We start from the raw sequence: 25,370 nt of genomic DNA, 5'->3' as shown, positions 1-25,370 counted from the left end.
GATACAGCAGACCTTAAGAAGTCTTAATAAAAAATACTCGCGGCGCACCATCCATAAGAAAAAGATCAGCCAAAGGAGTAGCACGTGTTTAAGATAAATTTTTGCCGGGCATCTATTGTCGCAGCAGGTTTTGCGGCGGGTGTCATAGGGGCACAGTCGGCCAGTGCGGATTTCCTGAAAGATTCTAAAGCTAGTATAAATTCTCGGACTTTGTATCTTGAGGCCGATAATCGTGAGCAAGATGCTGACCAGCGCCAAACGGCCACCGGCCTCAAGTTTGATTATCTGTCTGGCTATACCGAAGGGACGTTAGGGGTTGGCCTGGACCTGCAAGGCATCATGGGCATAAATCTGGGCGGCGGAATTGACAACCACGGAACTTCGACAGCTAACAACTTCACGCCTGTTGACACTGACGGGACACCGGTGGCCGAGTGGTCAAGCCTTCGTGGCGCGGTAAAGATAAAGCTTTCCAAGACGGAGGCAAAAGCGGGTAATGCCCTGGCACCGAACCTCCCCATTCTAGTGAGCAACGACGGTCGCCTCCTACCGGCCTCCTACCAGGGGGCAATGGTGACCTCCAAAGACATCGACAACGTTGTCATTACCGCTGGCCGATTAAATCGCGAGATTGCCCGAGCCTCATCCAATTGGGCCGGTATTGCCGCCAATGGTGGCACTCATGGTTCGAATGGCTTCTGGTTCGGTGGCGCGGATTGGAAGGTTCGGAATAACCTGACCTTGCAGTATTACTATGCCACGCTCGAGGATTATTATCGGCAGAACTTCTTCGGTCTTATTCACACCTGGCAGATGACACCCAATCAAAGCTTTAAAACCGATTTGCGATACTTTAACAGTCGATCAGACGGCCGTAATGGAAACTCGGGGTATCTGTTTAATAACAATAGTGGTTTCGCCAAGCATGCCGGTGAAGTAAACAACGACACCTGGTCGGCGTTTTTTACTTATACTCTCGCGGGACATGCCTTTCTGCTGGGACACCAACAGGTAGGTGACGACGGGGGGATGGTTGTTGTCAATAACGGCAGTGTGGCTGATGGACGAGGGCGTCCGGAGGGCGAGATTGGCACCAGTTATTATCTTTTTACCGATTCGATGGCCAACCCTTTTGTCCGTGCAGGTGAAAATACCACGTTTGGACAGTATAGCTTTGATTTTGCGAGTATTGGCGTCCCTGGATTGAAAGCCGCTGTCGCTTACCTGCATGCCACGGGGATCAAAGATGCTAAAGGTTTAAATGAAACTTACAGAGAGTGGGAGCGCGACTTGCGCGTTGATTATGTTATCCAGTCCGGGCCCGCTAAAGGGCTCGGATTTACTCTGCGGCGTGCGAATTATCGAACAGGCGTGCCAGACGGGCAGGGAGGCTACGATATAGATCAAACCCGCTTATACCTGAATTATACCTATACCTTCATGTAAGGCTGGCGGGCGAGGGAACGGATAGAGGCATTTTCGCCCACATTCAACCCTGCTGCCCGCAGAGCTCGCCAGATACAGGCGGCCAGTAGCACGTCGATAACCGCATCAGTTCGCTTGATCTTTAGCTTCCGGCAGCTTCTTCAAGCGGTAGGCCAGCGCTGGTCGAGTCATGCCCAGTAGTCGCGCAGCTTCCGAGACGTTCTGATTGGCGCGATCCATGGCACCCTGTAAAAGTTGATCTTCCAAATCATTCAGACTCACCCCAAGATCGAGCAGCTTATCCACCCAGTCATCCGCGGGCTGAAGTGCCTGGCTGATCAAGTTACCGTCGCTCGACAGCCCTATGCTCAGGGCCTCTACTGACATGTGCGGGAAGAGTGCCTCCACCGATATACTTTTATTATTGTCAGTGATGATCACGCCACGCTCTATCAGGTTTTCAAGTTCACGAATGTTGCCAGGCCAGTCGTAGCGCAGGCATGCCTCGCTGGCACGGTCGGACAAACCGAGGGTCTTTTTCTCGTAGCTTCGGTGGAGCTTTTCCAGGAAATGCTCAATCAACAACGGAATATCTTCGCGACGGTCACGCAGTGCGGGAATGCGCACAGGATAGACATTCAAGCGGTAGTAGAGGTCGGCTCGAAATCTTCCTTCTTGCACGGCCTGGCCGAGTTCTTCGTGTGTGGCACCGATGATACGAACATCGACTCGGCGGGTCTGGCTATCGCCCACCCGCTCGAGTTCTCCCTCCTGCAACACGCGCAATAAAGTTGCCTGCGCACGCGGACTGAGTTCGATTATCTCATCGAGAAAGAGAGTGCCCCCGTGTGCCCGTTCGAAACGGCCCATACGAGACTGTTGAGCGCCGGTATAGGCGCCTCTTTCGACACCAAACAGCTCAGCTTCAATCAAGTCCGGGCTGATCGCCGCACAGTTCAGTGCAATGAACGGACCGCCGGCGCGCTCACTGCGCAAATGCACGCTACGGGCGATGACCTCCTTGCCAACTCCGGTCTCACCTAGCAGTAGCACGGATGCTTTTCCTGGGGCGACCTTGTCAATCAGATCACAGGTCTTTCGATAACTGGCCGACCGACCGATCCCGTAGAACTGACCCGCATGCAGTTGGAGGCATTGGTTCATGCTATCGATCTGAAGCTGCAGGGTGCGCAGTTCATCGATGATGGGATCGCTCTGGAAGTAGCGCATGAATGTATCGGCATCCTCCCACTCCTCGGCGGGCTTACCGATGATGCGACATAACTGGTCCCCGCAGCCACGGCAACTGACTTCCTTGTAGATGATCTGGCGACCAATGAAGAATGATGAATAGCTGATCGCGTATCCGAGCAGCATCCAGCAAATCGGTTGCTCGGAATGCAGTTGTTCGCTCCGGTGGTTTTCGACCTCAAACGAGTCAACCCACTCGATATCGGCGTAGAAGGTGCCTGCCTCGATATCGATGTCCATGACCAGTGGAATGACTTTGACCATGCCCTTGAGCGAGTGCAACTGAGGGCCTATCAGGAACATGTCGATGTCACTGCCGTTAGGCCTCAATTTGCGGGCCAATTCGGCATCCTTGAGTCCGGACTGATAACCCAGGCGTAGGAAAAAGCCCTTGGCGCGTTCTTCGCCAATCATCTCGATCAGCTCTCTGCGAAAGGACGCCATCGCGGCAACCTGCATCAACAACATCCGCTGCTCATCAAGCCAAATCTTTCCTTCGCTACCGAGGAAGTGAATGCGATCGGTCAGGTCCTTGAGCAGCGCAGAGTGCTCGGAAGCTCGGTATTTCATGGTCATGCAAACGCACCCCTCTGTCTTTTTGTTTGTGGGGAACTCTTGGCTCCTGATGCCTGGGGCTGGAGCATGTGGCGTTCTGGGTCAACGTTCCGGCAGCGGCCGGAGCGCCTGAAACGCTTGTCCAAACGTCCCGAGGGCTGGAGAAAATCAGCTCTCAACGCCTTTTCATTGTAGGGTTGATGATATCCCTCCTTTTTTATCGAGGCATAAAAGATACGACACTTGATAGGGAAAAAGGGAGCCAATATGAACGATTAAAACGAGTCCACGTTCATCGAATGGCAACTGGCCATGAGCCGGGCTCGATGGTGCGAAAGAGGCACTATTGCTGATCGTGCGTAGGCTCGCCCACGACATGCGGATGCTGATTGCCGCACGTTGTCCGTGCATGAGTTACGAGGATTGCGGTGCGCCGGTCAGGCCGCCGAAGTGTGGGGGAGATCGACCGGTCATGCGTTTCAGCGCTGGCACGGTGCAATCCGGTCGATGAAATGGCGCGTGTCTGGCCTTTTGCCTGTATCCCCTTTCCATTACACAATTTTCTTCTGTATGGTTTGTAGGGTTTCGTGTCATACAATCATATTGACTTGCGGCATCAACGCTGGCCGTTGGGCAGGGTTGCCCAGGGCGCTCGGGAATTCAGTTCCCGGCGAGAGACCGCCTACTCGCATCATTACTACTATTAAGGTTTTGGGAATACATTATGAAAGTTCACCGCCAGGCGGCTTCATTGCGGCATCAGGTGCAGGATGCCCTACGCAACGAAATCATTTCCGGTCGGTTCAAGCCAGGCGATCGCCTTGTGGAACAACAACTCTACACGGCCCTGGATGTCAGTCGGACCTCGTTGCGCGAGGCGCTGCGGCAATTGGAAGCAGAAGGCCTGGTGGAGCAAGTCCCGCATCGTGGGGCGTATGTCGCTTCGGTAAATGCCAAGGATGCGATCCAGATATACGACGTGCGCGGGGCTCTGGAGGTGCTGGCGGTGCGCAATTTCGTGCGCCATGCCAGTGACGAAGACGTTGCCGAATTGGCTACAGTCTTTGACGAATTCGTTCAGCAATCCCATATCGCTCGGCGCGACGGCACGGCGTTGCTGGATATCAAGCAGCGTTTCTATCACGTGCTGCTCGACATTGAGCAGAGCGCCGTCGTCGGCGGCATGCTCGAACAACTCAACAATCGCGTCAGTCTGTTGCGCGCGCTGTCCCTGGGGCGCGAGGGGCGCATGGTGCATACCCTGGCAGAACTCAAGGAAATCGTGCGGCTGGTTCAACTTCGCGATGAAGCCGGCGCGTGCGCGGCAGCGTTGCGGCATGTGGAAAATGCCTCGCAAAATGTTTTGGAGTTGCTGGAGCAACGCCACGCCACCCCAGTCGCCTGAAGAACATTGATCCCGTAGGAGTCGGGCCGCCGCTGACGAACGTCAGTGGGCGGCTGACCCTGCTTGCCTTAACGCAGTGCCGAATACGCGGTGGGCGCCAGAAACTGGTTCTCGATCCGTTCGACGATAATGCCCTGTGCTTCGCTTTGCGAGCGTTTGGCGATCCGGGATCTGCCTGGAACGCATTCCATTTCGCTTCGCGCTCGGCAAGGCTTGCCCATTTGAGCAGATAGCTCAGCGCCTGATTCGTCGGGCCGGCCAGGGTCGTCCAGAAGCCCACCTGCTCGATGCCATACTTCTCGAAGAACCCCAACGTCGTCTTGGTAAAGCGCTCGTGCAACGCAGGAAGGCGCCCCGGTGCGCAGTGGTAGATACGCCATTCAACAATCATTTGAATCTCCTGAGGAAGGTATCGGTCAAAAAATAGGCTGATTATCCTATTGACCGATTGTATGACAGTCATATAGTTTTAGTCCAATCACTGGTAGGCCTCGAAACAGCCACTGTGCTGACGAGAGCCGCCAAGGCATGACCCGACAAAAAACAACAGGGCTTGGAAATGACTCAATCGCAACGAATCGGCTTCATCGGGCTGGGCATGATGGGGGGGCCGATGACGACCTGCCTGTCAGAAGCCGGTTATGAGCTGTTCCTCGCCGACGCGGATGCAGGGCGTCTGACGCAGACACTGTCCCAACTTAAGGCGACAGCCCTCGATGCCGGCAATGCCCGATCCCTTGATGTGCTGATCACCATGTTGCCGAACTCCGCCATCGTCGAAAGCGTGTTGCTGGGCAGTGCCGGCACGCAGGGGTGGGCGGCGTCGTTGCGAGCGGGCGCGGTGGTGATCGATATGAGCTCCTCGGAGCCGGCGCGCTCGCGTGATCTCGCACTGAAATTGAAGGCCCTGGAACTCGATTACCTTGATGCACCGGTTTCCGGCGGCGTCAAACGGGCGGTAGAGGGCACGCTGGCCATCCTGGTCGGCGGCGATGGGGGGGTGATGGCGCGCTGTCAGCCGGTGCTCGCCGCCATGGGCAAGAACATTCTGCACATCGGCACCGCCGGTTCTGGCCATGCGGCCAAGGCCTTGAATAACTACGTCTCGGCGGCTGGGTTGATGGCCACCGTCGAAGCCCTGCACGTGGCCGAGCGGTTTGGTATCAACCCGGATGTGATGGTCGATGTGCTCAATGCCTCCAGCGGGCGCAGCAACACCTCGGAAAACAAGGCCCGGCAATTCATGCTCAGCGGCTCGTTCGGTTCCGGCTTCTCGATGCAGTTGATGAACAAGGATCTGAAGATTGCCCAGGGCCTGGCCGACGCGCTCGGCTACCCCATGCGCCTGGGGAAAACCGCCACCGCGCTCTGGGACGATGTGTCGAAGCAGGCGACAGTCACCACCGACCACACCGAAATGTACAGACTGCTGGTCGACAACGACGGCGAATGAGTGCTCGTCCGGGTTTTTTGCCAGCAGCAATCCATCATTCAGTAACGGAGTGAATCGAATGTCTCGCGCAGCCAGTTTCTATATCGGCGGACAATGGGTGGCGCCAGCTTCTGCCAAATGGTTCGAGGTCATCGACCCTGCAACCGAAACCGTTGTCGACCGATTGGCAATGGGCAACGCCACTGACGTCGATCGCGCCGTCGCGGCAGCCCGTGGCGCATTACCCGATTATGCCGAACGCAGCGTTGCCGAGCGCATCGCCTTGCTTGAGCGCATCGTGGCCATTTATGAGCGTCGCGAGGCAGACTTCGCCGAAGCGATGCGCGTGGAAATGGGCTCACCGATCACCTTCGCTCGCAAAGGTCAGGTACCGCGTGGCCCGTTGCACCTCAATCAACTGATCGAAGTGCTCAAGCGCCTTGCGTTCGAACAGCCTCAAGGCAGTACCTTGTTGCGCTTCGAACCGATCGGGGTCTGCGGGCTGATCACGCCGTGGAACTGGCCCATCAATCAGATCGTGGTGAAAATCGCCCCGGCGCTGGCGGCCGGTTGCACCATGGTGCTCAAACCGAGCGAGTATTCCCCGCTCAGTGCGCTGCTGTTTGCCGAGGTACTGGATGAGGCCGGTGTGCCACCCGGTGTGTTTAATCTGGTCAACGGTGACGGGCCTGGTGTGGGAGCAGCCATCGCGGCGCATCCGGGCATCGATATGCTGTCATTCACCGGATCGACGCGGGCGGGCGTGCTGGTGGCGAAAGCCGCCGCCGAAACGGTCAAGCGAGTGGCCCAGGAGTTGGGCGGGAAGTCTGCCAACATCCTACTCGACGACGTTGATCTGGACGATGCCGTGACCCGGGGTGTCGCCGCCTGTTTTACCAACAGTGGCCAGTCCTGCTCGATCCCCACCCGGATGCTGATTCCCCGTCCATTGATGGCCGCCGCGATACAGATTGCCAGACGTGCGGCGCAAGCCTTCAGCGTCGGTCCCACTGACCAAGCCTCGACTCAATTAGGGCCGGTGGTCAATCAGGCGCAATTCAACCGCGTACAGGCGCTGATTCAGACCGGCATCGAGGAGGGCGCGCAACTGGTGATTGGCGGGACGGGTCTGCCGGAAGGCATCTTTCGCGGTTATTACGTCAAGCCTACCGTGTTTGCCGGGGTCACGCCGGCAATGACTATCGCGCAAGAGGAAATTTTCGGACCCGTGCTCTCGATGATGGCATACGACAGCGAAGCCGAAGCCATCGAGATCGCCAATGGAACGAACTACGGTCTGGCGGCCTATGTGCAATCTGCCGACCTGAAACGCGCACGTCAGGTGGCGCGCGCCCTGCGGGCCGGTAGCGTGCATTTGAATTATCCTCCCGCCGATTTCGCGGCACCGTTCGGTGGCTACAAGCAGTCCGGTAACGGTCGGGAATGGGGCGAGTATGGGTTGCGCGAATACCTTGAGGTCAAATCCATGGTCGGCTACGCCGGCAGTTAGGTTTCATGGCGATAATTTTTGGGGAGGTGAGGCATCTCACGCCCAAAAAAATTTAACCGTTTTGATTGTATGACAATAACTCGATACTACGATATGCCTACTGGAGAGAGACAATGGAAGACAACGAGCGCTTCGTCAAAGGCTTCGAAAATCGCAAGGAGGTCTTAGGCGAAAGCCATGTCGAGAAATCCTGGGCAGCAGCCGACGACTTCAACCGCCCCATGCAAAAGCTCGTCACCGAATACTGCTGGGGAGAGATTTGGGGTGATTCCACACTCGCGTTCAAGACGCGCAGCATCATCAATCTGGCACTGCTAACGGCCATGAGCCAGCACCATGAACTCGCTGTTCATGTGAAAGGAGCACTCAAGAATGGGGTTTCCAAAGAGGAAATTCGCGCGGTACTGACACAGGCGTCGGTGTATTGCGGTGTTCCGGTGGGGCTTGCCGCGTTTCGGGTCGCCTCTGAAGCGATCAAGGCTTATGAAGCGCAGGCTGATCAGCACTGACCCCAAGCCTATTCGATACCACGCTTAACGTCTCAACAATAATTATAAGGATACGTCATGGCTACCTATGCATCCGTCCGACAGATTGAATCGGACCAGTCGATTGAAAAAAAGAGGAAAAATGCCATCAAGGGGGCATTTTTCTCCGAGTACATCGACATGTTCGATATCTACCTGCCGGTGGTGGTTCTGGCCCCGGTGCTGTTCTATTTTCAGCCAACCAATCTGTCGACCGGCATGGAAGCCATTCTCGCCTCGTTGGTGTTTATCACCACGCTGTTGGGACGACCTATCGGTGCCCTCTTGTTCGGCATGATCGCCGATACCACGGGGCGACGGATGGCATCGATCTATTCGGTGACGGGCTTTGGCGTGGTGACATTATTGATCGCGCTGTTGCCGGGGTATGACAGCATCGGCATCTGGTCTTACCTGTTGTTGGTGTTGCTACGGTTCATCGATGGAGTTTTTCTCGGCGGCGGCTACACCGGGGCCATGCCGTTGGCCATCGAGTATTCGAAAAAGCACCAGCGTGGTTTTGTCGGCGGGCTGATCATCGCCGGATTCCCGCTTGCCTACGTCAGCATCAACCTGGTCGCGATGTTGATGTTCGCACTCTTCCCCCTGGCCGGTGCCGACTCGCCCTATGTGCAATGGGGCTGGCGCATTCCGTTCGTGGTCGGCGCGCTGCTGGCCGGGGTGTTGGCCTTGTACTACGTGTTCGCGGTGTCTGAATCGGAAATCTGGGAAGTCGACGCCAGCAAACCGAAGGACAAGCTGCCGCTGACCGATCTTCTGCGCGGCAAAAGCGGCCGTAACCTGCTGCAGGTGCTGGTGATGATGACCGGTTTCTGGCTGACGCAAAACATCATCACGATTTTCCTGCCGACCGGATTGTTGGTGAAAACCCTGCACCTGTCCGGATTTGAAGTCACAGCCACGCTGCTGATTTCCTACACCGTGCTGTTCTTCAGCTACATCGCCTCGGGCATGTTGGGACAGAAAATCGGCCGGCGCCGCTTCTTCCTGATTCTGGGGCCAACCATTGCGATCCTGGGCGCGGCAATCATGTACGTACTGGCCAATGTGCCGGGGCTGTCGCTGGCGCTGATCATGTTCCTGGTCTGCGTGTTGTCGGTGGTGGTGACTGCGCCCTGGGGCGTGATCGTGACCTATATCAATGAACGTTTTGTCACGGATGTGCGGGCAACGGGCTTCGGTGTTGGCTTCAGCCTGTCAGTGATCATTCCTTCTTTTTACGCCTTTTACATGAACTGGCTTGGCCTGGTCATGCCGTTTACCGTCACGCCTGCGGTCCTGCTGTTGATGGGTGGAATCATCGGCACGCTGGGCGCGTTCATGGGGCCGGAAACCAAAGACGTGGACTTCTGACGGGGCCACAACCCGTCGTTTTGAACATCAGGAGAACTGCCGTGAACAACAGAACAATAGGCTTTGTCGGACTCGGCAACATGGGCGGCCGGATGACCCGCTGCCTGGTCGACTCGGGTTTGACGGTACTCGGTTACGACACCGACCCGCAGCGAGTGCGTGTTGCCGGTGCGCAACTGGCAGGCTCCATCCACGAGGTGGCGGACAAGGCCGACATCATCCTGTTGTCGTTGCCGGACAGCAAAGTGGTTGAGGCGGTCGTGGAGGGCATCGACGGCCTTCTGCGGCATTGCCGTAAAGGGCAGACGATCGTCGACCTGAGTACCGCTGCCGCCAGTTCGACCATCCGCTTGAATGGCCTGTTCGCCAAACGCGGCGTGCAGTACATCGATGCCGGTATTTCCGGTGGCGCCGCTGCCGCGCAAAAAGGCACGTTGACGCTGATGGTGGGCGGTGACGTTGCGACAATCGAGTCGCTGGGCTGGGTGTTCGAACCCATTGCCAGCCAGGTGTTCAACATGGGCGAAAGCGGCGCCGGGCACACCACCAAGCTGCTCAACAACTTCCTCAATGCGGTCAGCCTGGCAGCCACCGCCGAGGTGATGATCGCGGGTAAGAAAGCCGGGCTTGACCTTCACCGCCTGCTGGATGTGCTCAACAGCAGCAGCGGTGTCAACTTCGCCACCCAGAGCCGCTTTCCCTACATCGTCGATGGCAACTACCTGGAAGGCGGGCTTACCGGCAAGTTGATGAGCAAGGACGTCGTGCTCTACATCGAACGCGCCCGTGAACTCGGCGTCGCGTCACTCAACGCGTCCGGGCCGCTGGCCAGCTTCGGCCTGCAGGTGGCCCTGGGTTACGGCGATCAAATCAGCAACAAAGTCGTGGATGCCATTGGCGACATGTCCGGTGGCATCCGGCTTCACGAACCATCATCAGGAGGCAAGGCATGAAGGTTATTCACGGTAACGCCCATGGCGCGGTTTCAGAGCAACGCTCGTCGACATTCACCGGGGTGGTCTGGGCCGATCCGGTGATGCCCACCACCGATGGCGTGACGATCAACAACGTGTCGTTCACCCCGGGTGCGCGCACGTTCTGGCACAGCCATGAGCAGGGCCAGGTGCTCTACGTCAGCGCCGGCAGCGGCTGGATCTGCGTCGAAGGCCGCGAGCCGGAAGTCATTCGCCAGGGCGACACGGTGTGGATCGGTCCGCACGAGCGCCATTGGCACGGCGCCGACACCAGCCACTTCATGGTTCATCTGGCGACCTCGATCGGCAAAACCGTCTGGCAGGAAGCCGTCTCGGACGAGGACTATTTGCAGGCAGCACGGTGATCGGTCAATAGCCCGGTATCCCGGCGGGCAGTGCCGTTCGCCAGGATACCTTGATGAAGGAGGGACGATGATGCTTACGCAAAAACAGCAGCAGGTAAAACAGGCTTTCATTGAGGCGGGCGGTATTTGGAGCCCGGCCTGGGAGAGCATTTTGCGTCTGGATGCCGGTTTTCTCGAAGCGTACTCGGGGTTTGCCGCTGTCCCGTGGAGAAAAAATCATCTGGAGAACAAGGTCAAGTCCTTCATTGCCATTGCGGCCAGTGCCAATGCTACCCATCTGTATGCGCCGGGCGTTCAGGAACATCTGCGCGCGGCGATCAAACATGGCGCCAGCGCTGAGGAGTTGATGGAGGTGCTGGAGTTGATCAGCACCGTCGGTATCCATGCTTCGAACGTCGGCGTGCCGGTGCTGTTGGAGGTGCTGGCGGAGGAAGGGCTGCGTAATGGCCCGGCGGTGCTGGATGCCCGGCGTGAAGCGCTCAAGGACAGTTTCGTGAAAAACCGTGGCTATTGGCATTCGTCCTGGGAAGGTTTGCTGGAACTCGATCCAGAGCTGTTCGAAGCCTACGTCGAATTTTCCTCGGTGCCCTGGCGCACCGGTGTGCTGCCAGCAAAAATCAAGGAGCTGATCTACTGCGCCTTCGATGCGGCTGCCACGCACTTGTATGTGCCGGGCCTCAAGTTGCACATGCGAAACGCGTTGCGCTATGGCGCGACGACCGAGGAAATCATGGAGATGCTGGAGATCGTCAGTGTCATCGGCATTCACGGTGCGCTGCTGGCGGCGCCGATGCTTGAGCAGGCGCTGGGTGATGCGCGCTAGCAACCCCTACGCCCCCTTATAAAAATAAAAGCACAGTGCCCTGGTGTCATGGCTTGACCCACGCACTTGCATTCTTGTCTTGAGGAGTCAGATATGAACACCCCATCAGCGGTGGCCGTGAAACCCGACTGGATCAATCCTGAAGTGATCATCGTGCGTTACGGCACTCGGCAAACGACCAAGAGCGAGTGCTATTACAACTTCCGCGCCTACAGAGAGCCGGATAGCGAAATCACCATGGATTACTTCTTCTGGATCTTTCGCAACGCCGAACAGACCATTGTCATCGACACCGGCTTCAGCCCCGAAGCCGCCATCGCCCGGCGCCGTCAACCGCTGGTCGCACCGGCCGATGCCTTGGCTCGCCTGGGGATCGACCCGGCAGAGGTCAAGCTGTTGGTGTTGACCCACGCGCACTACGATCACGCCGGCAATCTGGGCCTGTACCCCAACGCGAAAATCGTCATGTCGCGCAATGAGTTCGACTTCTGGGCGTCGGACATGAGCCAGCGCCCTCAGTACGCTCACCATATCGACCCGCTGGATATCCAGCGCATCCAGGCACTGGCCGACGCGGGCCGGATCACCTTGCTCGACGGGCCTCGCAACACCTTGATCCCAGGGATCGAGCTCTACGAAGTCGGCGGTCATACTCCAGGCCAACTGGCCGTTGTGGTGCAGATGCCCGAAGGGCCGGTGATCCTCGCCTCGGACGCCATTCACTACTACGAAGAACTGGAGCAGGACCGTCCTTTCGCCGTGCTCGATAGCCTGGCCGCCATGTATCAAGGTTATGCACAAATCCGCCAATGGCAAAAGGAACAACCCGACGCCGTGGTTATCCCCGGCCATGACCCGGACGTTATGCATCGCTTTGCCCCGGTGGATCCGAGCGACCCTTCATTCGCGGTCCGTATCGGCTCACCCAGGATGTCGGCATGAAAGGTAAAACGGCGCTGATCACCGGTTCATCGAGTGGGCTCGGCCTGGCGATGGCCCAGGGCTTGGCCGGTGCCGGTTGCAACCTGGTGCTGCACGGTCTGGAGTCGCCGCAGAACATGACGCCGACCTGCCAGGCCTTGGCACAAGCGCATGGCGTAGCGGCTTGTTACGTCTCTGCCGACCTGACGGAATCCGGCGCCATCGAGGCGCTGATAAACACCGCGCAGACGCAGATGGGAGGCATTGACGTGTTGATCAATAACGCCGTGGTCCGGCACTTTTCGCCCCTTGAGGATTTTCCGGGCGAACGTTGGGATCAGGCGCTGGCAGTCAATCTCACCGCCGCCTTTCGCGCCATCCAGTTGTGCTTGCCGGGCATGCGTGCTCAGGGCTGGGGGCGGATTTTCAATATGTCATCCGCCTATGGCTCACGCGCCATCGCCAACCGTATCGATTACGTCACCACCAAAACGGCCTTGCTCGGCCTGACCCGCGCGGTGGCGGTGGAAACCCAGGGACAGGGCATTACCTGCAACGCGGTGTGCCCGGGTTCGGTACTGACAGACAACATTGAAAGCCGTCTCACGGCATTGATGGCGCACCAGCAACTGGACCGCGACACGGCGACCCGCGAGTTCCTACGGGGCAAACAGGGCACCGGGCGGTTTATCGATGCTGCGCATGTGGCGGACCTGGTGGTGTTTCTGTGCAGCGCCTCGGGCACCCACATCACCGGTGCCACCTTGCCGGTGGACGACGGCTGGCTGGCCAGTTGAGTTCCACGAAAACAGCGAAAAGCCGGGACACCATTGAAGGAGACAAGCATGACCAGAGGCGACGTTCGCCCCGACATTGATCGCGCCATACCGACGCCACCGTTGACGCGACAACTGGCCGGCTTCATCGAGCGTACTCGGTGGAAGGATATTCCACCAGCCGTGCAATATGAGGCCAAGCGGGCGCTGGTGAATTATTTTGCGGTCTGTCTGGCGGGGTGCGGCGACCCTGATGTCGCCAAGGCAATCTCGCTGTTCCAGCGCTTTTCCTCGGGACAGCAAGCGCAGTTGGTCGGGCGCACCGAGCGGATGGACCTGCTCAATGCCGCCTCGTTGAATGCGATGAGCGCGAATGTCTACGATTTCGACGACACCCATATTCCGACGATCATTCACCCGACCGCACCGGTGGCGGCAGCGCTGTTCGCATTGGCCGGGACGTCGCGGTTCAGCGGTGAACAACTGCTGTTGGCGTTTGTGCTGGGGGTCGAAGTTGCATGTCGATTGGGCATGGCGATTTTTCCGGATCACTACCGGCGTGGTTGGCACATCACCTCCACCTGCGGTGTTTTCGGCGCGGCGGCGGCGTCGGCAAAACTGCTTGGCCTGAACGCGCAGCAACACCTATGGGCCTTGGGGAATGCCAGTGCGCAGTCGTCAGGTTTGGTGGAAACCCTGGGCAGTGCCTCAAAAAGCCTCGGCGTGGGTAACGCCGCACGTAACGGCTTGTTGTCCGCGCTGCTGGCCCAGACGGGTTTTGCCGGTCCCGAGCACCCGATCGAAGGTGAGCGCGGCTTTCTGCGGGTGATGGGCGAACGCCCGGATTTTCTGCAGATCAGCGAGGGTTTGGGCGCGCGCTGGGCATTGTTGGCCAACACCTACAAACCTTACCCCTGCGGTGTGGTGTTGAACCCGGTGATCGAGGCCTGTCTGGGGCTTTATCAAGACCGGGCATGGACGATGGACGAAGTGGTGCGCGTCGAGCTGACCGGCCACCCGCTGCTGCGCCAACGCACTGACCGTCCAGACATCCGCAGTGGGCGTGAATCACAGGTCAGTGCCCAGCATGCGGTCGCCGTTGTCTTGTCGACGGGGGCGGCGAGCCTCGCGCAATTTGGCGATACGGCGGTGGCCGAGCCAGCACTGCGAGCACTGTATCCCAAGCTGGTGTTTATCGATGATGCCGACTATGCGGTGGAGGCGGCGCAGGTGCGGATCTTTCTGCAATCGGGCCAGACCCGCTGTCGCCAAGTCTCCGTTTGCCGGGGCAGCCTGGCCGCGCCGCTCAGCGACCTGGACCTGGAACGCAAACTGCGCGAACTCGCCGACTACGGTCGTTCAGGCTGTGCGGCCCAGCCACTGATCGATGCGTTGTGGTCATTGGATCAGGCGGCCGATGCGAGTGTCGTGATGCAACTCGCCGCCGCCGGCGATGCGGCGTAACGGTTTCCAATTTTCAGGAGCTGACATGACGAACGACAGATTACTTGGATTTATTGGCGTAGGTGTCATGGGCCGGCCAATGGCGCGACGTTTGATCGAGCAGGGCCATCAGTTGGTGATCTTCGACACCGATGCCAAAGCACTGGATGAATTGGCGGCGCTGGGCGCACGGGTTGCCCACAGCGTCCGGGAGGTCGCCGACAGCGCTGAAATCATCTTCACCAGTTTGCCCAATCCGGCGATTTTCAAAGCCGTGGCCCTAGGCGCCAACGGTATCGTCGACGGCGCTGCGGTGCGGATTCTGATCGACCTGTCGACGGTCGGCTCTCGCGCTGAACAGGAAGTCGCGGCAGGCCTTTGCGCCCGAGGTATCGAAACCGTCGATGCACCGGTCAGCGGCGGCGCCGCCGGAGCACAGAAAGGCACGCTGGCGATGATGGTCGCGGGCAAGCCTGGCGTCATCGCCGAGGTGCGCGAGCTGTTCGATGTGTTCGGCAAGGTGTTCGTGGTGGGCGAGCAGGCTGGACAAGGGCAGCTACTCAAACTGCTCAACAACATGCTCTCGACCACTGCGTTCGCGATCACCGCCGAGGCTTTCGTCGCCGGGGTGAAAGGTGGGCTCGATCCGCAAGTGATGATGTCGGTGATTAATGCCGGCAGCGGCAAGAACGGTGCGACTCTGGATAAATTCCCCAAACACGTACTGCCGCGCACCTTCGATTTTGGTTTTCCCATTGGCAGTGTCTGCAAGGACATCGGCCTGGCGGTCGATGAGTGTCAGGCGCTGGGTGTGCCGATGTGGGTAGGCAGCAGCCTGCGCCAGATGTGGAATGTCGCGGCGCTGCAAGACGGCGGCCAACGCGATCTGACCGAGCTGGTGCTCGACATCGAGGCGTGGGCGGGGCTGTAGAAAAAAACATCAGCAAATCCGTAACATCATGACGGCGGCACACGTGTCGCCGATCGGGATCAGCCCCGGTTGATCCTCAACTACACCTATAGCTTCATGTAGTGCCATGCTCGATTCGACGAAGCACTGCGGGACGATGGTGGGGCATTGCACCAAAATCCCGGAGTGCCTGATTCGAAACCTTCCTTCGCCGAACAATATCAATTAGTTGAGTGTCGTCGGTGATCTGCATCGACGCCAGCTTGGCACTCCTTTCGAACGTTTCCTGAACTCATCCTTCTATTCTCGACCTGACAGAACTCGGCACTACGAGCGCCGCTTGTCTATTTGCTCGAATCGAGGCGATTGACATTGACCAAATGATAAATTCGACACTATCGGTCTCCCTTCGAGGATAACCCTTGGCATTGAGGGTGGCTTATCAGTGTTTCGCTATTGCTATGTTTATTAAGGCTTTTATTTTTTATTTAGCACTCCCCCGGGGGGCTGGCATCGTTGTTGCTCCGTACTCCTTCATAACAATAGGGAGTGCCTGAGCATGAACCAACCTGGTAGCACCTTCGATCAAATGCCGCGCTACGTGCGTGTGCGCAGCAAGCCGGAAGATGCCTTTGTCGAATTCGACTTTGCCATCGGCTACCCGGAGTTGTTTGTCGAGCTGGTGCTTCCGCATCACGCGTTCAAGCAGTTTTGCGAGAGCAACCATGTGCAACACATGGACGCGCAAATGTCCGACGCCCTAGACGCCGATGCAAAAAAGTGGCGTTACGGCGAAAGCCGCGACGCTGAATAAGCCGTCCTTCCCTGCATAAAACAACAACTACAGGAGATCACTCCATGAGTGTCGAGATCAAGACGACGACCGTCGAGACGATCCGCAACACGTTCAGCCACACTCGCCGCCGGTTTGGCGACAAAGTTGCCAGCCGTTATCAGGAAGCCAGCTTCGATATCGAATCAGCGACCAACTTCCATTATCGGCCGCTCTGGCAGCCCGACAAATTGCTTAACGATGCCACGCGTACCGCCGTGGTCATGGCCGACTGGTACGCGGTCAGCGATCCACGTCAGTATTACTACGGCGCCTATGTCCAGGCACGAGCCAAGATGCAGGAGAACGCCGAGCACGATTACTCTTTCTGTGAGAAGCGCGACATGCTCGGTGGCTTGTCGGCTGAAAATATCCAGTTGATCAGTACGCTGTTGCTGCCTCTTCGTCATGCGGAGTTGGGTGCGAACATGAACAACAGCAATATTGCCGCCGACGGCTTCGGCACCAGCGTCACTCAGATGCACATGTTCCAAGCCATGGACCGGCTAGGCATTGCTCAATATCTCTCGCGCATAGGGCTGATGCTCGATGGCGGCGATGTGCAGATTCTCGCTCAAGCCAAGCAGCTGTGGCTGAACGATTCTGCCTGGCAGGGAATGCGTCGCTACGTCGAAGACACCTTGGTCATACGTGACTGGTTCGAATTGACCGTGGCGCAAAATGTGGTCAGCGATGGCCTGGTGTATCCGCTGTTGTTCAACAAACTCGACGAGCAACTGAGCGCTAACGGCGCCGGTCAGGTCGGCATGCTGACTGAGTTCATGCGCCTGTGGTTCGCCGAGAGCCAACGTTGGGTCGATGCGCTGCTCAAGACAGTGATCAACGAGAGCGCCGCAAACAAGGCCCTGGTGGAAAGCTGGATCGACCGCTGGAGCCAGCGTTCCGTCGAGGCGTTGCGCCCACTGGCCGGTCTTGGCCTGAATGAGTCCGCGTTGGATGCGGTGTGCGGCGAGTTCGCCACCCGACTGAAAAAAATCGGCTTGACCGGAGTGAACCCATGACCTCCCTCGTTTACATCAACCTGCAAGACACTGATTACGCGCGTTCAATCGTCGAAGCCATCAGGACAGACAATCCACACGCCGACATCCAGCATCAGCCTTCGATGATTCGCATCGAGGCGCCGGGACGCCTGGACATTCGTCGCGAAACCGTGGAACAGATCACCGGCAGCCCGTGGGACATCCAGGAAATGCTGATGTACGTGATCACCCTGGGCGGCAACGTCGAGGAAGAAGACGACAGTTTTTCCCTGCACTGGAACAGCTGAGCGCCATCAGCCTGCCGTGCGCGTTTGATCGATAACAAGAATTCCGGAGAATCATCATGGCCGTGAAAAAACGCCTCAATGCCAAAGAAAAGTATCGCTGCATGACTCGTGACCTGGACTGGGAGCCGAGCTACCAGACCCACGAGGACATCTATCCACACGAGCGTTTCGAAGGGATCAAGATTACTGACTGGGACAAGTGGGAAGACCCGTTTCGTCTGACCATGGATACCTATTGGAAATACCAGGCTGAAAAAGAGAAAAAGCTCTACGCGATATTCGATGCATTCTCGCAAAACAACGGCCATACCACCCTCTCGGACGCCCGTTATGTCAACGCGCTGAAGCTGTTCCTGTCGGGCGTAACGCCATTGGAATACCAGGCCTATCAAGGTTTCGCCCGGGTCGGGAGGCAATTCAGCGGCGCCGGTGCGCGCATCGCTTGTCAGATGCAGGCTATCGACGAACTGCGTCACGTGCAGACGCAGATTCATGCCATGAGTCACTACAACAAACACTTCAATGGCTTGCATGATTTTGCCCATATGCATGACCGTGTCTGGTTCCTCTCGGTGCCCAAGTCGTTCTTCGAAGACGCGCGCACGGCCGGCCCGTTCGAGTTCCTCACAGCGATTTCGTTCTCCTTCGAATACGTGCTGACCAACCTGTTGTTCGTACCCTTCATGTCGGGTGCTGCGTTCAACGGCGACATGGCCACGGTCACCTTCGGTTTCTCGGCACAGTCCGACGAAGCCCGCCATATGACCCTCGGTCTTGAAGTGATCAAGTTCTTGCTGGAACAGCATGAGGACAACGTGCCGATCATCCAGCGGTGGATCGACAAGTGGTTCTGGCGCGGTTACCGCCTGTTGACCCTGGTCGGCATGATGATGGACTACATGCTGCCCAACAAAGTCATGTCTTGGTCCGAAGCTTGGGGTGTGTACTTCGAAGAGGCCGGCGGTGCGCTGTTCAAGGATCTGGAGCGTTATGGCATCCGTCCGCCAAAGCATGTCGAAGAAGCCAACATTGGTAAGGATCACATCAGCCATCAGGCGTGGTCGATCTTCTACCAGTACAGCCAGGCCACCAACTTCCACACCTGGATGCCGACCGACGAGGAGTTGGATTGGTTGTCTTCCAAGTATCCAGACACCTTCGACAAAATCTACCGGCCACGCTTCGAACACTGGCGTGCGCTGCAAGAAAAGGGTGAGCGTTTCTACAACCCGACGCTGCCGATGCTCTGCCAGATCTGTCAGATCCCGCTGTCGTTCACTGAGCCCGACGAGTCGACAACCTTGAGTCATCGCAGCGCTGAGCACGAGGGCGAGCGTTATCACTTCTGCTCTCAGGGGTGCTGCGACATTTTTGAGTACGAACCCACGAAGTACATCCAGGCCTGGCTGCCCGTGCACCAGATTCTCCAGGGCAACTGCGGCGGTGCGGATGTCGAGACGATTGTCAGTGAGTACTACAACATCGAGCCGGGCCAAGACAACTTCGAATACCTGGGCTCCACCGAGCATCGGCGTTGGCAGGACTGGCACCCGAATGATCGCAACAGCGCGCCGGCTACGCCGGCTGACCCGACGCTGCGCAAGACCGGTTGAGGTCAGAGGCTGAACGAAGAAGCGGGTGTCCGCGCCCGCTTGCAAATTATCTGACAAGAAAAAGGACAAAATCATGCCCGTGACTGCCATTGGTACCTATAGCGCCCAACCTCTGGATAGCCAGAGCAACTTCAATGGCCTGCAACTCGTCTACCTGTGCTGGGAAAAGCACCTGATGTTTTGCGCGCCCTTTACCTTTCCGCTACCACCGAGCATGCCATTCGGAGCGTTCGTCGACCAGGTTGTAAAAGCGTCTATTTCGCAACATCCGGACGCCTCTCGCGTCGACTTTAGCCAAGTGCTGTGGCGATTGAACGATCAGCCCTTCACCCCGGACTACGCGGCCAGCCTGATCGATAACGGCATAGACCATAAAAGTCTGTTGCATATGAATACACCAGGCTTGAACGGCATTGCCGGCACTTTCAACTGAGGAACCGGTAATGAGCTACCAAGTAACCATCGAGCCCACCGGCGAGCAAATCGAGGTAGAGGAGGGCCAGACCATCCTGCAGGCGGCATTGCGCCAGGGTGTTTGGCTGCCATTCGCCTGTGGCCACGGTACCTGCGCCACCTGTAAGGTTCAGGTGCTCGAAGGTGATGCGGATGTGGGGGCGGCTTCGTCATTCGCCTTGATGGATATGGAGAGGGATGAAGGCAAGATTCTCGCCTGTTGTGCAATGCCTCTGAGCGATATGGTGATCGAAGCGGATATCGACGCTGATCCGGACTTTCTCGGGCACCCTGTCGAGGACTATCAAGCTGTTGTCACCCAGCTTGTCGACCTGTCGCCCACCATCAAAGGCGTCCACCTGAAGCTCGACCGACCCATGGCATTTCAGGCCGGTCAGTACATCAACCTGCAACTACCGGGAATTGAAGGGACGCGAGCATTTTCCCTGGCCAACACGCCCAGCCGTGCGGATGAAGTGGAACTGCATGTGCGCCGTGTAGACGGTGGCCTGGCCACGACCATGATTCATGATGAACTTCAAGTGGGCGACGCGGTGGAATTGTCCGGTCCCTACGGCCAGTTTTTTGTGCGTACCTCACAAAGCGGCGATTTGATTTTCATCGCCGGCGGCTCGGGTTTGTCGAGTCCTCAGTCGATGATTCTCGATCTTTTGGAGTCCGGTGACAGTCGCCAGATTGTGCTGTTCCAAGGCGCGCGCAATCGAGCTGAGCTCTATAACCGCGAGCTGTTTGAGGCGTTGGCGCGTGCCCATGACAACTTCATCTATGTGCCTGCTCTGAGCCAGGCAGCGGATGATCCGGAGTGGCAAGGATTCAAGGGGTATGTGCATGACGCCGCGAAGCAGTATTTCGAAGGCCGTTTCAGCAGCCGCAAGGCTTATCTGTGCGGACCGCCTGTGATGATTGATTCGGCCATCACCTGCCTGATGCAGGGGCGGTTGTTCGAGCGGGACATTTTCATGGAGCGTTTCTATAGCGCGGCGGATGGCGCTAGCGAAAGTACAAGGTCGGCGCTGTTCAAAAAAATCTGATTTCACCGTAGTAAAGATGCCCACTTTGCTGATCTCACAACGATCAGCAAGTGCTCGGCTGACTATAAAAACAACAAAAGATCATCGACTATGAAAGCGTTAACAAAATCAGCTCACGTTCGTCATCTGTATAATGCCGTTTTGAGCTTGTTAGCTGCCACCAGCATTGGGGTAGAGGCCACCGAGACCGGCGGATCCTCCTACCCCATGGGCTCTGAAAACTATATGTCAGGGGCGTTACCGCCGCCGGGCATCTATTCGCAGTTTTTCGCCAATCACTACGAGGCTGACTCACTGCGAGACAACCGTGGTAATAAGGTGCCGATTGATTTCAACGTGCGGGCCAATGTCATTGCGCTGCGGATGATCTGGGTAACCGAGCAGCAAGTGTTCGGAGGGAACCTGGCTTTTCACACGATCATTCCGGCGGCTGATTTGAAAGTAAAGATCAATGGCCAATCACAAACCAAACAAGGTTTGGCCGATGTGTTCTTTGGTCCCGCACTTGGTTTCCATCACAGTGAAAAACTGCACAGCATTCTGGCCTTGGACTTTATCGCCCCCACGGGTGAATACGACAAGAATGATTTGGCCAACATCGGGCGTAATTATTGGGTGATCGAACCTGTTCTAGCGGTGTCTTACGTCGACCCGAACGGACTGAACATAGATGCCAAAACGATGTATGACTTCAACCTGCGCAATAAAGATACCGATTATCGCTCGGGCCAGGAATTGCACACAGACTATGCGGTAGGTTGGGGGCTCGGTAATGGTTGGGTGGTGGGTGTAGGCGGTTACATTTATCATCAAACCACGGACGATCGGCAGCATGGTGATCGTATAAAAGACAATAAGGGCAGGGCATTCGCAATCGGTCCTTCCGTGAAATACATGAGTAATAAAGGATGGTTTCTGACAGCCAAATGGCAGAAAGAATCTCAAGTGCGAAATAGGGCGGAAGGCGATGCCTATTGGTTGAAATTGTCAATTCCTTTTTAAAGAGTCGTTCGATTGATAAGGGCGCTCGCTGGCGGAATGCGCTGTTAGTGCCCTTGTTATTATCATCTGCATTGGTGTGAGAAATCTCTAAAAAGTTTTTTTCCAAGAGTGCCTAGCCAAATCGGATAGGGAAGCTTATACGGTGGGATATTCAGAGTTTTCAACTCTTACAGGTACCCGACTGTATAAAAGGAAGCATGACCTGATAGGGGGCATATTCTATATTGGAGTCATTGGTTGTCGACACTTGAATAATTATAAGTCTGGGTATTCGGGTACAAGGGTATTCATTCCTGCTCGCAATCTATCTTTATCGCCGAGCAAGACTGACCTTAAGCGCGGTACAACGAAGTCAAAAAAGCTGCGAGTTTTTACCGGTAATGGTATTTGACCGGCGTGAACTAAATGAACGGGTATAGGCGTGGGTTCGAATTCACGAAGGACTAAGCGCAATTTTTGTTGTTCGACCGCATGGGAAATCTGATATGACAAAACATGAGTTAGCCCCACATTCGCAATGGCAGCATCAATAGCGGCTTCAGCGGTGTTGACTGAAAGGCGAGGTTTCACCATTACAGTCAGTATATTTGCCGGCGTTGCAGCAGGCGCGAAAGTCCACAAAGCACCTGAAGGCAATCCTTCGAAATTGACGCATGAATGCTCTATGAGATCATTAGGATGCGTGGGCTTTCCGTGGCTGGCCAGGTATTCCGGGCTCGCGCAAACCACCCGACAGACAGTTCCAACCTGGGTGGCCATCATGCCGCTATCCGGTAATCTACCGACTCGTACAGCGGCGTCGATATGATCATCCACAAGATGCATCGTCTTGTCGGATAATATCAATCGGATATTAATTTGCGGAAACGAGGCCAAGAAATCGTTAATGATGGGTAGGAGATGAAGGCGTCCAAAGACGACAGGTGCAGTTACAACCAACTCACCTCGAGGTGTCGTGTATTCACCGGAGGCAGAGCGCTCTGCTTCGGTCACCTGATCGAGAATTTGCTTACAAGATTGAAGATAGGTCAATCCTGCTTCAGTCAGCGTCAAGCTACGAGTAGAACGCATCAATAGCCGAACCCCCAAATGCTCCTCTAAAGCCGCGAGTTTTCGACTGACGGTTGGCAGCGGAACGGAGAGCTTGCGACTTGCAGCAGAAAAGCTCCCGGCTTCCACTGTAGCTACCAGGATGGCCATCGCTTCAAGACGATCCATTTTGTTAATCCTCTCAGAAAAGCACGCATTTTGGCACTGATTGATAACCTACCAGTCACTTTTGCGCAGGTAAAGGTGTGGTTCCGGCTATGCAAAATACGGGATAATCATGTGTCTTGATTCAGGCATTTTTGAGGGTTTTCTTTGTTTAATTATACGGTTGATTTTTAGCGTGAATGGTGGTGCCTGGCTGCTATGGTGCGTGGTACACGTCACTCTCGTCAATTGACTTCTGTTCTCATTTTTTGAAATGGTTCTTCTTGAAATTTTCTGGTTATCACTGCGCTCTCAAGTCGATAGACTGAACCGACAATACATATCTCTTACAGGTGGAAAAACATGTCACGCGTCGAAATTCCGAGCCGGGAAAACACACCGCCAGAAACGCACGCAGCCTTGGATGCGATAGGAAAGCGCCTTGGTTTTTTCCCCAATCTGTATCGGCTCACTGCAATGAGTCCGAAAACCCTCGCGGCGTTGGTGGGAATGCAAACTCCGTTGATGAAAGCATTGGATTTGAAGACACGTGAGCGAATCGCACTTGTTGTTTCAGAGGTCAACAGGTGTCATTACTGTGTAGCTGCTCATACCTTTGTTGGACTAAACCTGGCGAAAGACAGTCCGGAAGAAATGGCGCTTGCACGAAAGGGGCAATCGAGCAATCCGAAAATTCAGACTATTATTCAGTTCGCTGCAAAAGTTGCGGAAATGCGCGGTCACGTCAGTGAGGACGAGATTGATCGTGTACGAAAGGCAGGATACTCCGATGCGGAAATTATCGAAGTCATTGGCCTGGTAATACAATTCAGCTTTACTAATTACATCAATAACGTATTCGATACCGACATTGATTTTCCGACGGATACGTTGGCCTAAGCGTTTTATGAATCATTTAAGGCGTAGCTGCGATAGTGTCAGTACACCGCTCTTGAACCGTTACTGCCAAACATCCTATTGAGGTGCAGTCATGACCCGCACTATAATTCCCACACGAGACAGCGCCAAGGAGGAAGTGCGTCCTACGTTTGATACTGTTTACAAAAAACTGGGGTTTGTACCTAATGTATTGCGTTTGACATCACTCTCACCCAGCACGCTTACAGCCTTGGACAAAATGCAGCAGTCGCTGGACGACAGCTTCGATGCGAGGCTTCGCGCCCATGTAGCGCTCGCGGTGTCTGAGGTAAATACATGCCTGTATTGCCTGGCGACACATACCTATATGGGTATGAATTTTGGAAAAATGTACCCGAGTGATTTATTGCTTGCCCGACGAGGTATGTCCAACGACCGAAAAATGGCGGCAGTGGGGCGGTTTGTCAAACAACTTGTCACCACGCGTGGGCACGTTACCGAAGCAGAACTCATACTCATTCGCGAAGCAGGCTTCAGCGATGAGGAAATATTGAATATTATCGGTTTAAGTGTTCAATATATGTTTACCAACTACATCAATAATGTCTTCGATACAAAGATTGATTTTCCCAAGGTGGATGTGTTGGGCCCGAACTGACACGAGTCGGAATTAGCTCAATCTAACTATCTCATGTACATAGATGAAATTTATCATCTGTGAAGATCCGATCAAGCTTATTTGAGCCGGCCTCAAGGCGCGCAACGCTCGGCAGGCTTCCCTCCGCTCCTGCGTAGCGCTTACGGGCGACAATCCCAGAATGCTTCCAGCCAGCCTTGTTGAGAGACTTTGGGGAACATTCCGAATTGTTTTTGGGATGGATCTTACAGTCATTCCTTTTCTGCTTTGTTAGCGTCTACCTCAATTTAAATTTGCCTGACTCGGCATGGCGCGGATTTATTGCGCTTTGAGTTGCCCTGCCAGCGCGCCCAAGCCTGCCTTAGTCGGGCAAAAAACAACAATAAAAATTTCGTCTTCGGCAACCTACGCCGAGACACCCAGAACAAGGAAGTAGGCCCATGGCACAAACTTCATTCGCATATTTCAACGTCTTCAATCCCGGTAAATCCAGACACCGGGCATCACGCCTCAAATGGCGGGCGCCGACCCAGGTCGATGGCGATAAGCAAGATATTACTTTCTTGGCTTCTCACTGACCCCTTCGCCCTGGAGGCCTGAACATGCTCAACCCACCGCGCCCGATCTTCGACCATAGCCGGCACACACTCAGCGTTTACGGGGTTGACGCCTTGCTCGACGTCCTCACCTTTCAGGGCACCGAGGGCCTGAGCCAACCGTTCAACT

The 25,370-nt window shown here is 56.0% G+C and carries 25 protein-coding genes and 1 pseudogene; 22 read left to right on the top strand and 4 right to left on the bottom strand.

The window, feature by feature from the left end; all coding sequences use genetic code 11:
- Positions 1–84: 84 nt before the first annotated feature.
- Entirely contained in the window at positions 85–1,446 is a 1,362-nt protein-coding gene (locus tag BMX68_RS14925; protein WP_017132935.1) for an OprD family outer membrane porin, read from the top strand.
- A 105-nt stretch (positions 1,447–1,551) separates the two neighbouring features.
- On the opposite strand, the gene BMX68_RS14920 is transcribed toward BMX68_RS14925, so the two are convergent.
- Entirely contained in the window at positions 1,552–3,252 is a 1,701-nt protein-coding gene (locus BMX68_RS14920) for a sigma-54-dependent Fis family transcriptional regulator (RefSeq protein ID WP_017132934.1), read from the bottom strand.
- 703 nt (positions 3,253–3,955) lie between these two features.
- Between BMX68_RS14920 and BMX68_RS14915 the strand changes: the two genes are divergently transcribed.
- Positions 3,956–4,636 carry a GntR family transcriptional regulator gene (locus BMX68_RS14915; protein ID WP_017132933.1) on the top strand — a complete coding sequence of 227 codons (681 nt, stop codon included), beginning with the start codon at positions 3,956–3,958 and terminating at the stop codon, positions 4,634–4,636.
- A gap of 68 nt (positions 4,637–4,704) precedes the next feature.
- Here BMX68_RS14915 and BMX68_RS26395 read toward each other — a convergent pair whose 3' ends face one another.
- Positions 4,705–4,827 (bottom strand): hypothetical protein, encoded by a 123-nt coding sequence (locus BMX68_RS26395; RefSeq protein WP_256218795.1) that lies wholly within the window; start codon positions 4,825–4,827, stop codon positions 4,705–4,707.
- 20 nt (positions 4,828–4,847) lie between these two features.
- Positions 4,848–5,027, bottom strand: a pseudogene (locus tag BMX68_RS26665) (NIPSNAP family protein); the annotation flags it as partial.
- A 168-nt stretch (positions 5,028–5,195) separates the two neighbouring features.
- On the opposite strand from BMX68_RS26665, the gene BMX68_RS14905 reads away from it, so the two are divergent.
- The 18 genes from BMX68_RS14905 (at position 5,196) to BMX68_RS14820 (ending at position 21,934) form a co-directional block, all read left to right on the top strand.
- Positions 5,196–6,089, top strand: a complete 894-nt coding sequence (locus BMX68_RS14905; RefSeq protein WP_017132932.1) for an NAD(P)-dependent oxidoreductase — start codon at positions 5,196–5,198, stop codon at positions 6,087–6,089.
- A gap of 58 nt (positions 6,090–6,147) precedes the next feature.
- Positions 6,148–7,578, top strand: coding sequence for an aldehyde dehydrogenase family protein (locus BMX68_RS14900; protein WP_017132931.1), 1,431 nt, complete (start codon positions 6,148–6,150; stop codon positions 7,576–7,578).
- 113 nt (positions 7,579–7,691) lie between these two features.
- Positions 7,692–8,087, top strand: coding sequence for a carboxymuconolactone decarboxylase family protein (locus BMX68_RS14895; RefSeq protein WP_017132930.1), 396 nt, complete (start codon positions 7,692–7,694; stop codon positions 8,085–8,087).
- 57 nt (positions 8,088–8,144) lie between these two features.
- Positions 8,145–9,479: an MFS transporter gene (locus BMX68_RS14890; RefSeq protein WP_017132929.1), complete on the top strand. Its 1,335-nt coding sequence runs from the start codon at positions 8,145–8,147 to the stop codon at positions 9,477–9,479.
- A gap of 41 nt (positions 9,480–9,520) precedes the next feature.
- Positions 9,521–10,432 carry an NAD(P)-dependent oxidoreductase gene (locus BMX68_RS14885; RefSeq protein ID WP_026013275.1) on the top strand — a complete coding sequence of 304 codons (912 nt, stop codon included), beginning with the start codon at positions 9,521–9,523 and terminating at the stop codon, positions 10,430–10,432.
- On the top strand, positions 10,429–10,818 hold the full coding sequence (locus BMX68_RS14880) for a cupin domain-containing protein (RefSeq protein WP_017132927.1): 390 nt from the start codon (positions 10,429–10,431) through the stop codon (positions 10,816–10,818). Before BMX68_RS14885 ends, BMX68_RS14880 begins: the two co-directional genes overlap by 4 nt.
- Positions 10,819–10,885: 67 nt before the next feature.
- Positions 10,886–11,641 (top strand): carboxymuconolactone decarboxylase family protein, encoded by a 756-nt coding sequence (locus BMX68_RS14875; protein ID WP_017132926.1) that lies wholly within the window; start codon positions 10,886–10,888, stop codon positions 11,639–11,641.
- 93 nt (positions 11,642–11,734) lie between these two features.
- Positions 11,735–12,583, top strand: coding sequence for an N-acyl homoserine lactonase family protein (locus tag BMX68_RS14870; RefSeq protein ID WP_017132925.1), 849 nt, complete (start codon positions 11,735–11,737; stop codon positions 12,581–12,583).
- Positions 12,580–13,359, top strand: a complete 780-nt coding sequence (locus BMX68_RS14865; protein WP_017132924.1) for an SDR family oxidoreductase — start codon at positions 12,580–12,582, stop codon at positions 13,357–13,359. The genes BMX68_RS14870 and BMX68_RS14865 overlap by 4 nt, the downstream gene beginning before the upstream one ends.
- Positions 13,360–13,407: 48 nt before the next feature.
- The gene (locus tag BMX68_RS14860) at positions 13,408–14,802 is read left to right on the top strand and encodes an MmgE/PrpD family protein (RefSeq protein ID WP_017132923.1); all 1,395 of its coding nucleotides are present in this window, start codon (positions 13,408–13,410) and stop codon (positions 14,800–14,802) included.
- 25 nt (positions 14,803–14,827) lie between these two features.
- Positions 14,828–15,712 carry an NAD(P)-dependent oxidoreductase gene (locus BMX68_RS14855; RefSeq protein WP_026013273.1) on the top strand — a complete coding sequence of 295 codons (885 nt, stop codon included), beginning with the start codon at positions 14,828–14,830 and terminating at the stop codon, positions 15,710–15,712.
- A 538-nt stretch (positions 15,713–16,250) separates the two neighbouring features.
- Positions 16,251–16,505 (top strand): phenol hydroxylase subunit, encoded by a 255-nt coding sequence (locus tag BMX68_RS14850; RefSeq protein WP_017132921.1) that lies wholly within the window; start codon positions 16,251–16,253, stop codon positions 16,503–16,505.
- 44 nt (positions 16,506–16,549) lie between these two features.
- A complete protein-coding gene (locus BMX68_RS14845) occupies positions 16,550–17,545 on the top strand; it encodes an aromatic/alkene monooxygenase hydroxylase subunit beta (protein WP_017132920.1) in 996 nt (331 codons plus the stop codon).
- Entirely contained in the window at positions 17,542–17,814 is a 273-nt protein-coding gene (locus BMX68_RS14840) for an MmoB/DmpM family protein (RefSeq protein ID WP_017132919.1), read from the top strand. The genes BMX68_RS14845 and BMX68_RS14840 overlap by 4 nt, the downstream gene beginning before the upstream one ends.
- A gap of 56 nt (positions 17,815–17,870) precedes the next feature.
- Positions 17,871–19,427 (top strand): aromatic/alkene/methane monooxygenase hydroxylase/oxygenase subunit alpha, encoded by a 1,557-nt coding sequence (locus tag BMX68_RS14835; protein ID WP_017132918.1) that lies wholly within the window; start codon positions 17,871–17,873, stop codon positions 19,425–19,427.
- Between the two features lie 73 nt (positions 19,428–19,500).
- Positions 19,501–19,860, top strand: coding sequence for a phenol hydroxylase subunit P4 (locus BMX68_RS14830; RefSeq protein WP_017132917.1), 360 nt, complete (start codon positions 19,501–19,503; stop codon positions 19,858–19,860).
- Positions 19,861–19,870: 10 nt separating this feature from the next.
- A complete protein-coding gene (locus BMX68_RS14825) occupies positions 19,871–20,932 on the top strand; it encodes an NADH:ubiquinone reductase (Na(+)-transporting) subunit F (RefSeq protein WP_017132916.1) in 1,062 nt (353 codons plus the stop codon).
- 90 nt (positions 20,933–21,022) lie between these two features.
- The gene (locus BMX68_RS14820; RefSeq protein WP_051000658.1) at positions 21,023–21,934 is read left to right on the top strand and encodes a SphA family protein; all 912 of its coding nucleotides are present in this window, start codon (positions 21,023–21,025) and stop codon (positions 21,932–21,934) included.
- Positions 21,935–22,189: 255 nt separating this feature from the next.
- On the opposite strand, the gene BMX68_RS14815 is transcribed toward BMX68_RS14820, so the two are convergent.
- Positions 22,190–23,152 carry a LysR family transcriptional regulator gene (locus tag BMX68_RS14815; RefSeq protein ID WP_017132914.1) on the bottom strand — a complete coding sequence of 321 codons (963 nt, stop codon included), beginning with the start codon at positions 23,150–23,152 and terminating at the stop codon, positions 22,190–22,192.
- A gap of 339 nt (positions 23,153–23,491) precedes the next feature.
- Between BMX68_RS14815 and BMX68_RS14810 the strand changes: the two genes are divergently transcribed.
- Both BMX68_RS14810 and BMX68_RS14805 read left to right on the top strand, forming a co-directional pair.
- Positions 23,492–24,028, top strand: coding sequence for a carboxymuconolactone decarboxylase family protein (locus BMX68_RS14810; protein WP_017132913.1), 537 nt, complete (start codon positions 23,492–23,494; stop codon positions 24,026–24,028).
- A 91-nt stretch (positions 24,029–24,119) separates the two neighbouring features.
- Positions 24,120–24,665: a carboxymuconolactone decarboxylase family protein gene (locus BMX68_RS14805; protein ID WP_074862328.1), complete on the top strand. Its 546-nt coding sequence runs from the start codon at positions 24,120–24,122 to the stop codon at positions 24,663–24,665.
- The last annotated feature ends 705 nt before the right edge of the window (positions 24,666–25,370 follow it).

Origin of the sequence: Pseudomonas agarici, from assembly GCF_900109755.1 — a bacterium.
Taxonomy (GTDB): domain Bacteria; phylum Pseudomonadota; class Gammaproteobacteria; order Pseudomonadales; family Pseudomonadaceae; genus Aquipseudomonas; species Aquipseudomonas agarici.
Note: the sequence above shows the minus strand (reverse complement) of the source record. Positions and strands in the feature narration are given on the sequence as shown.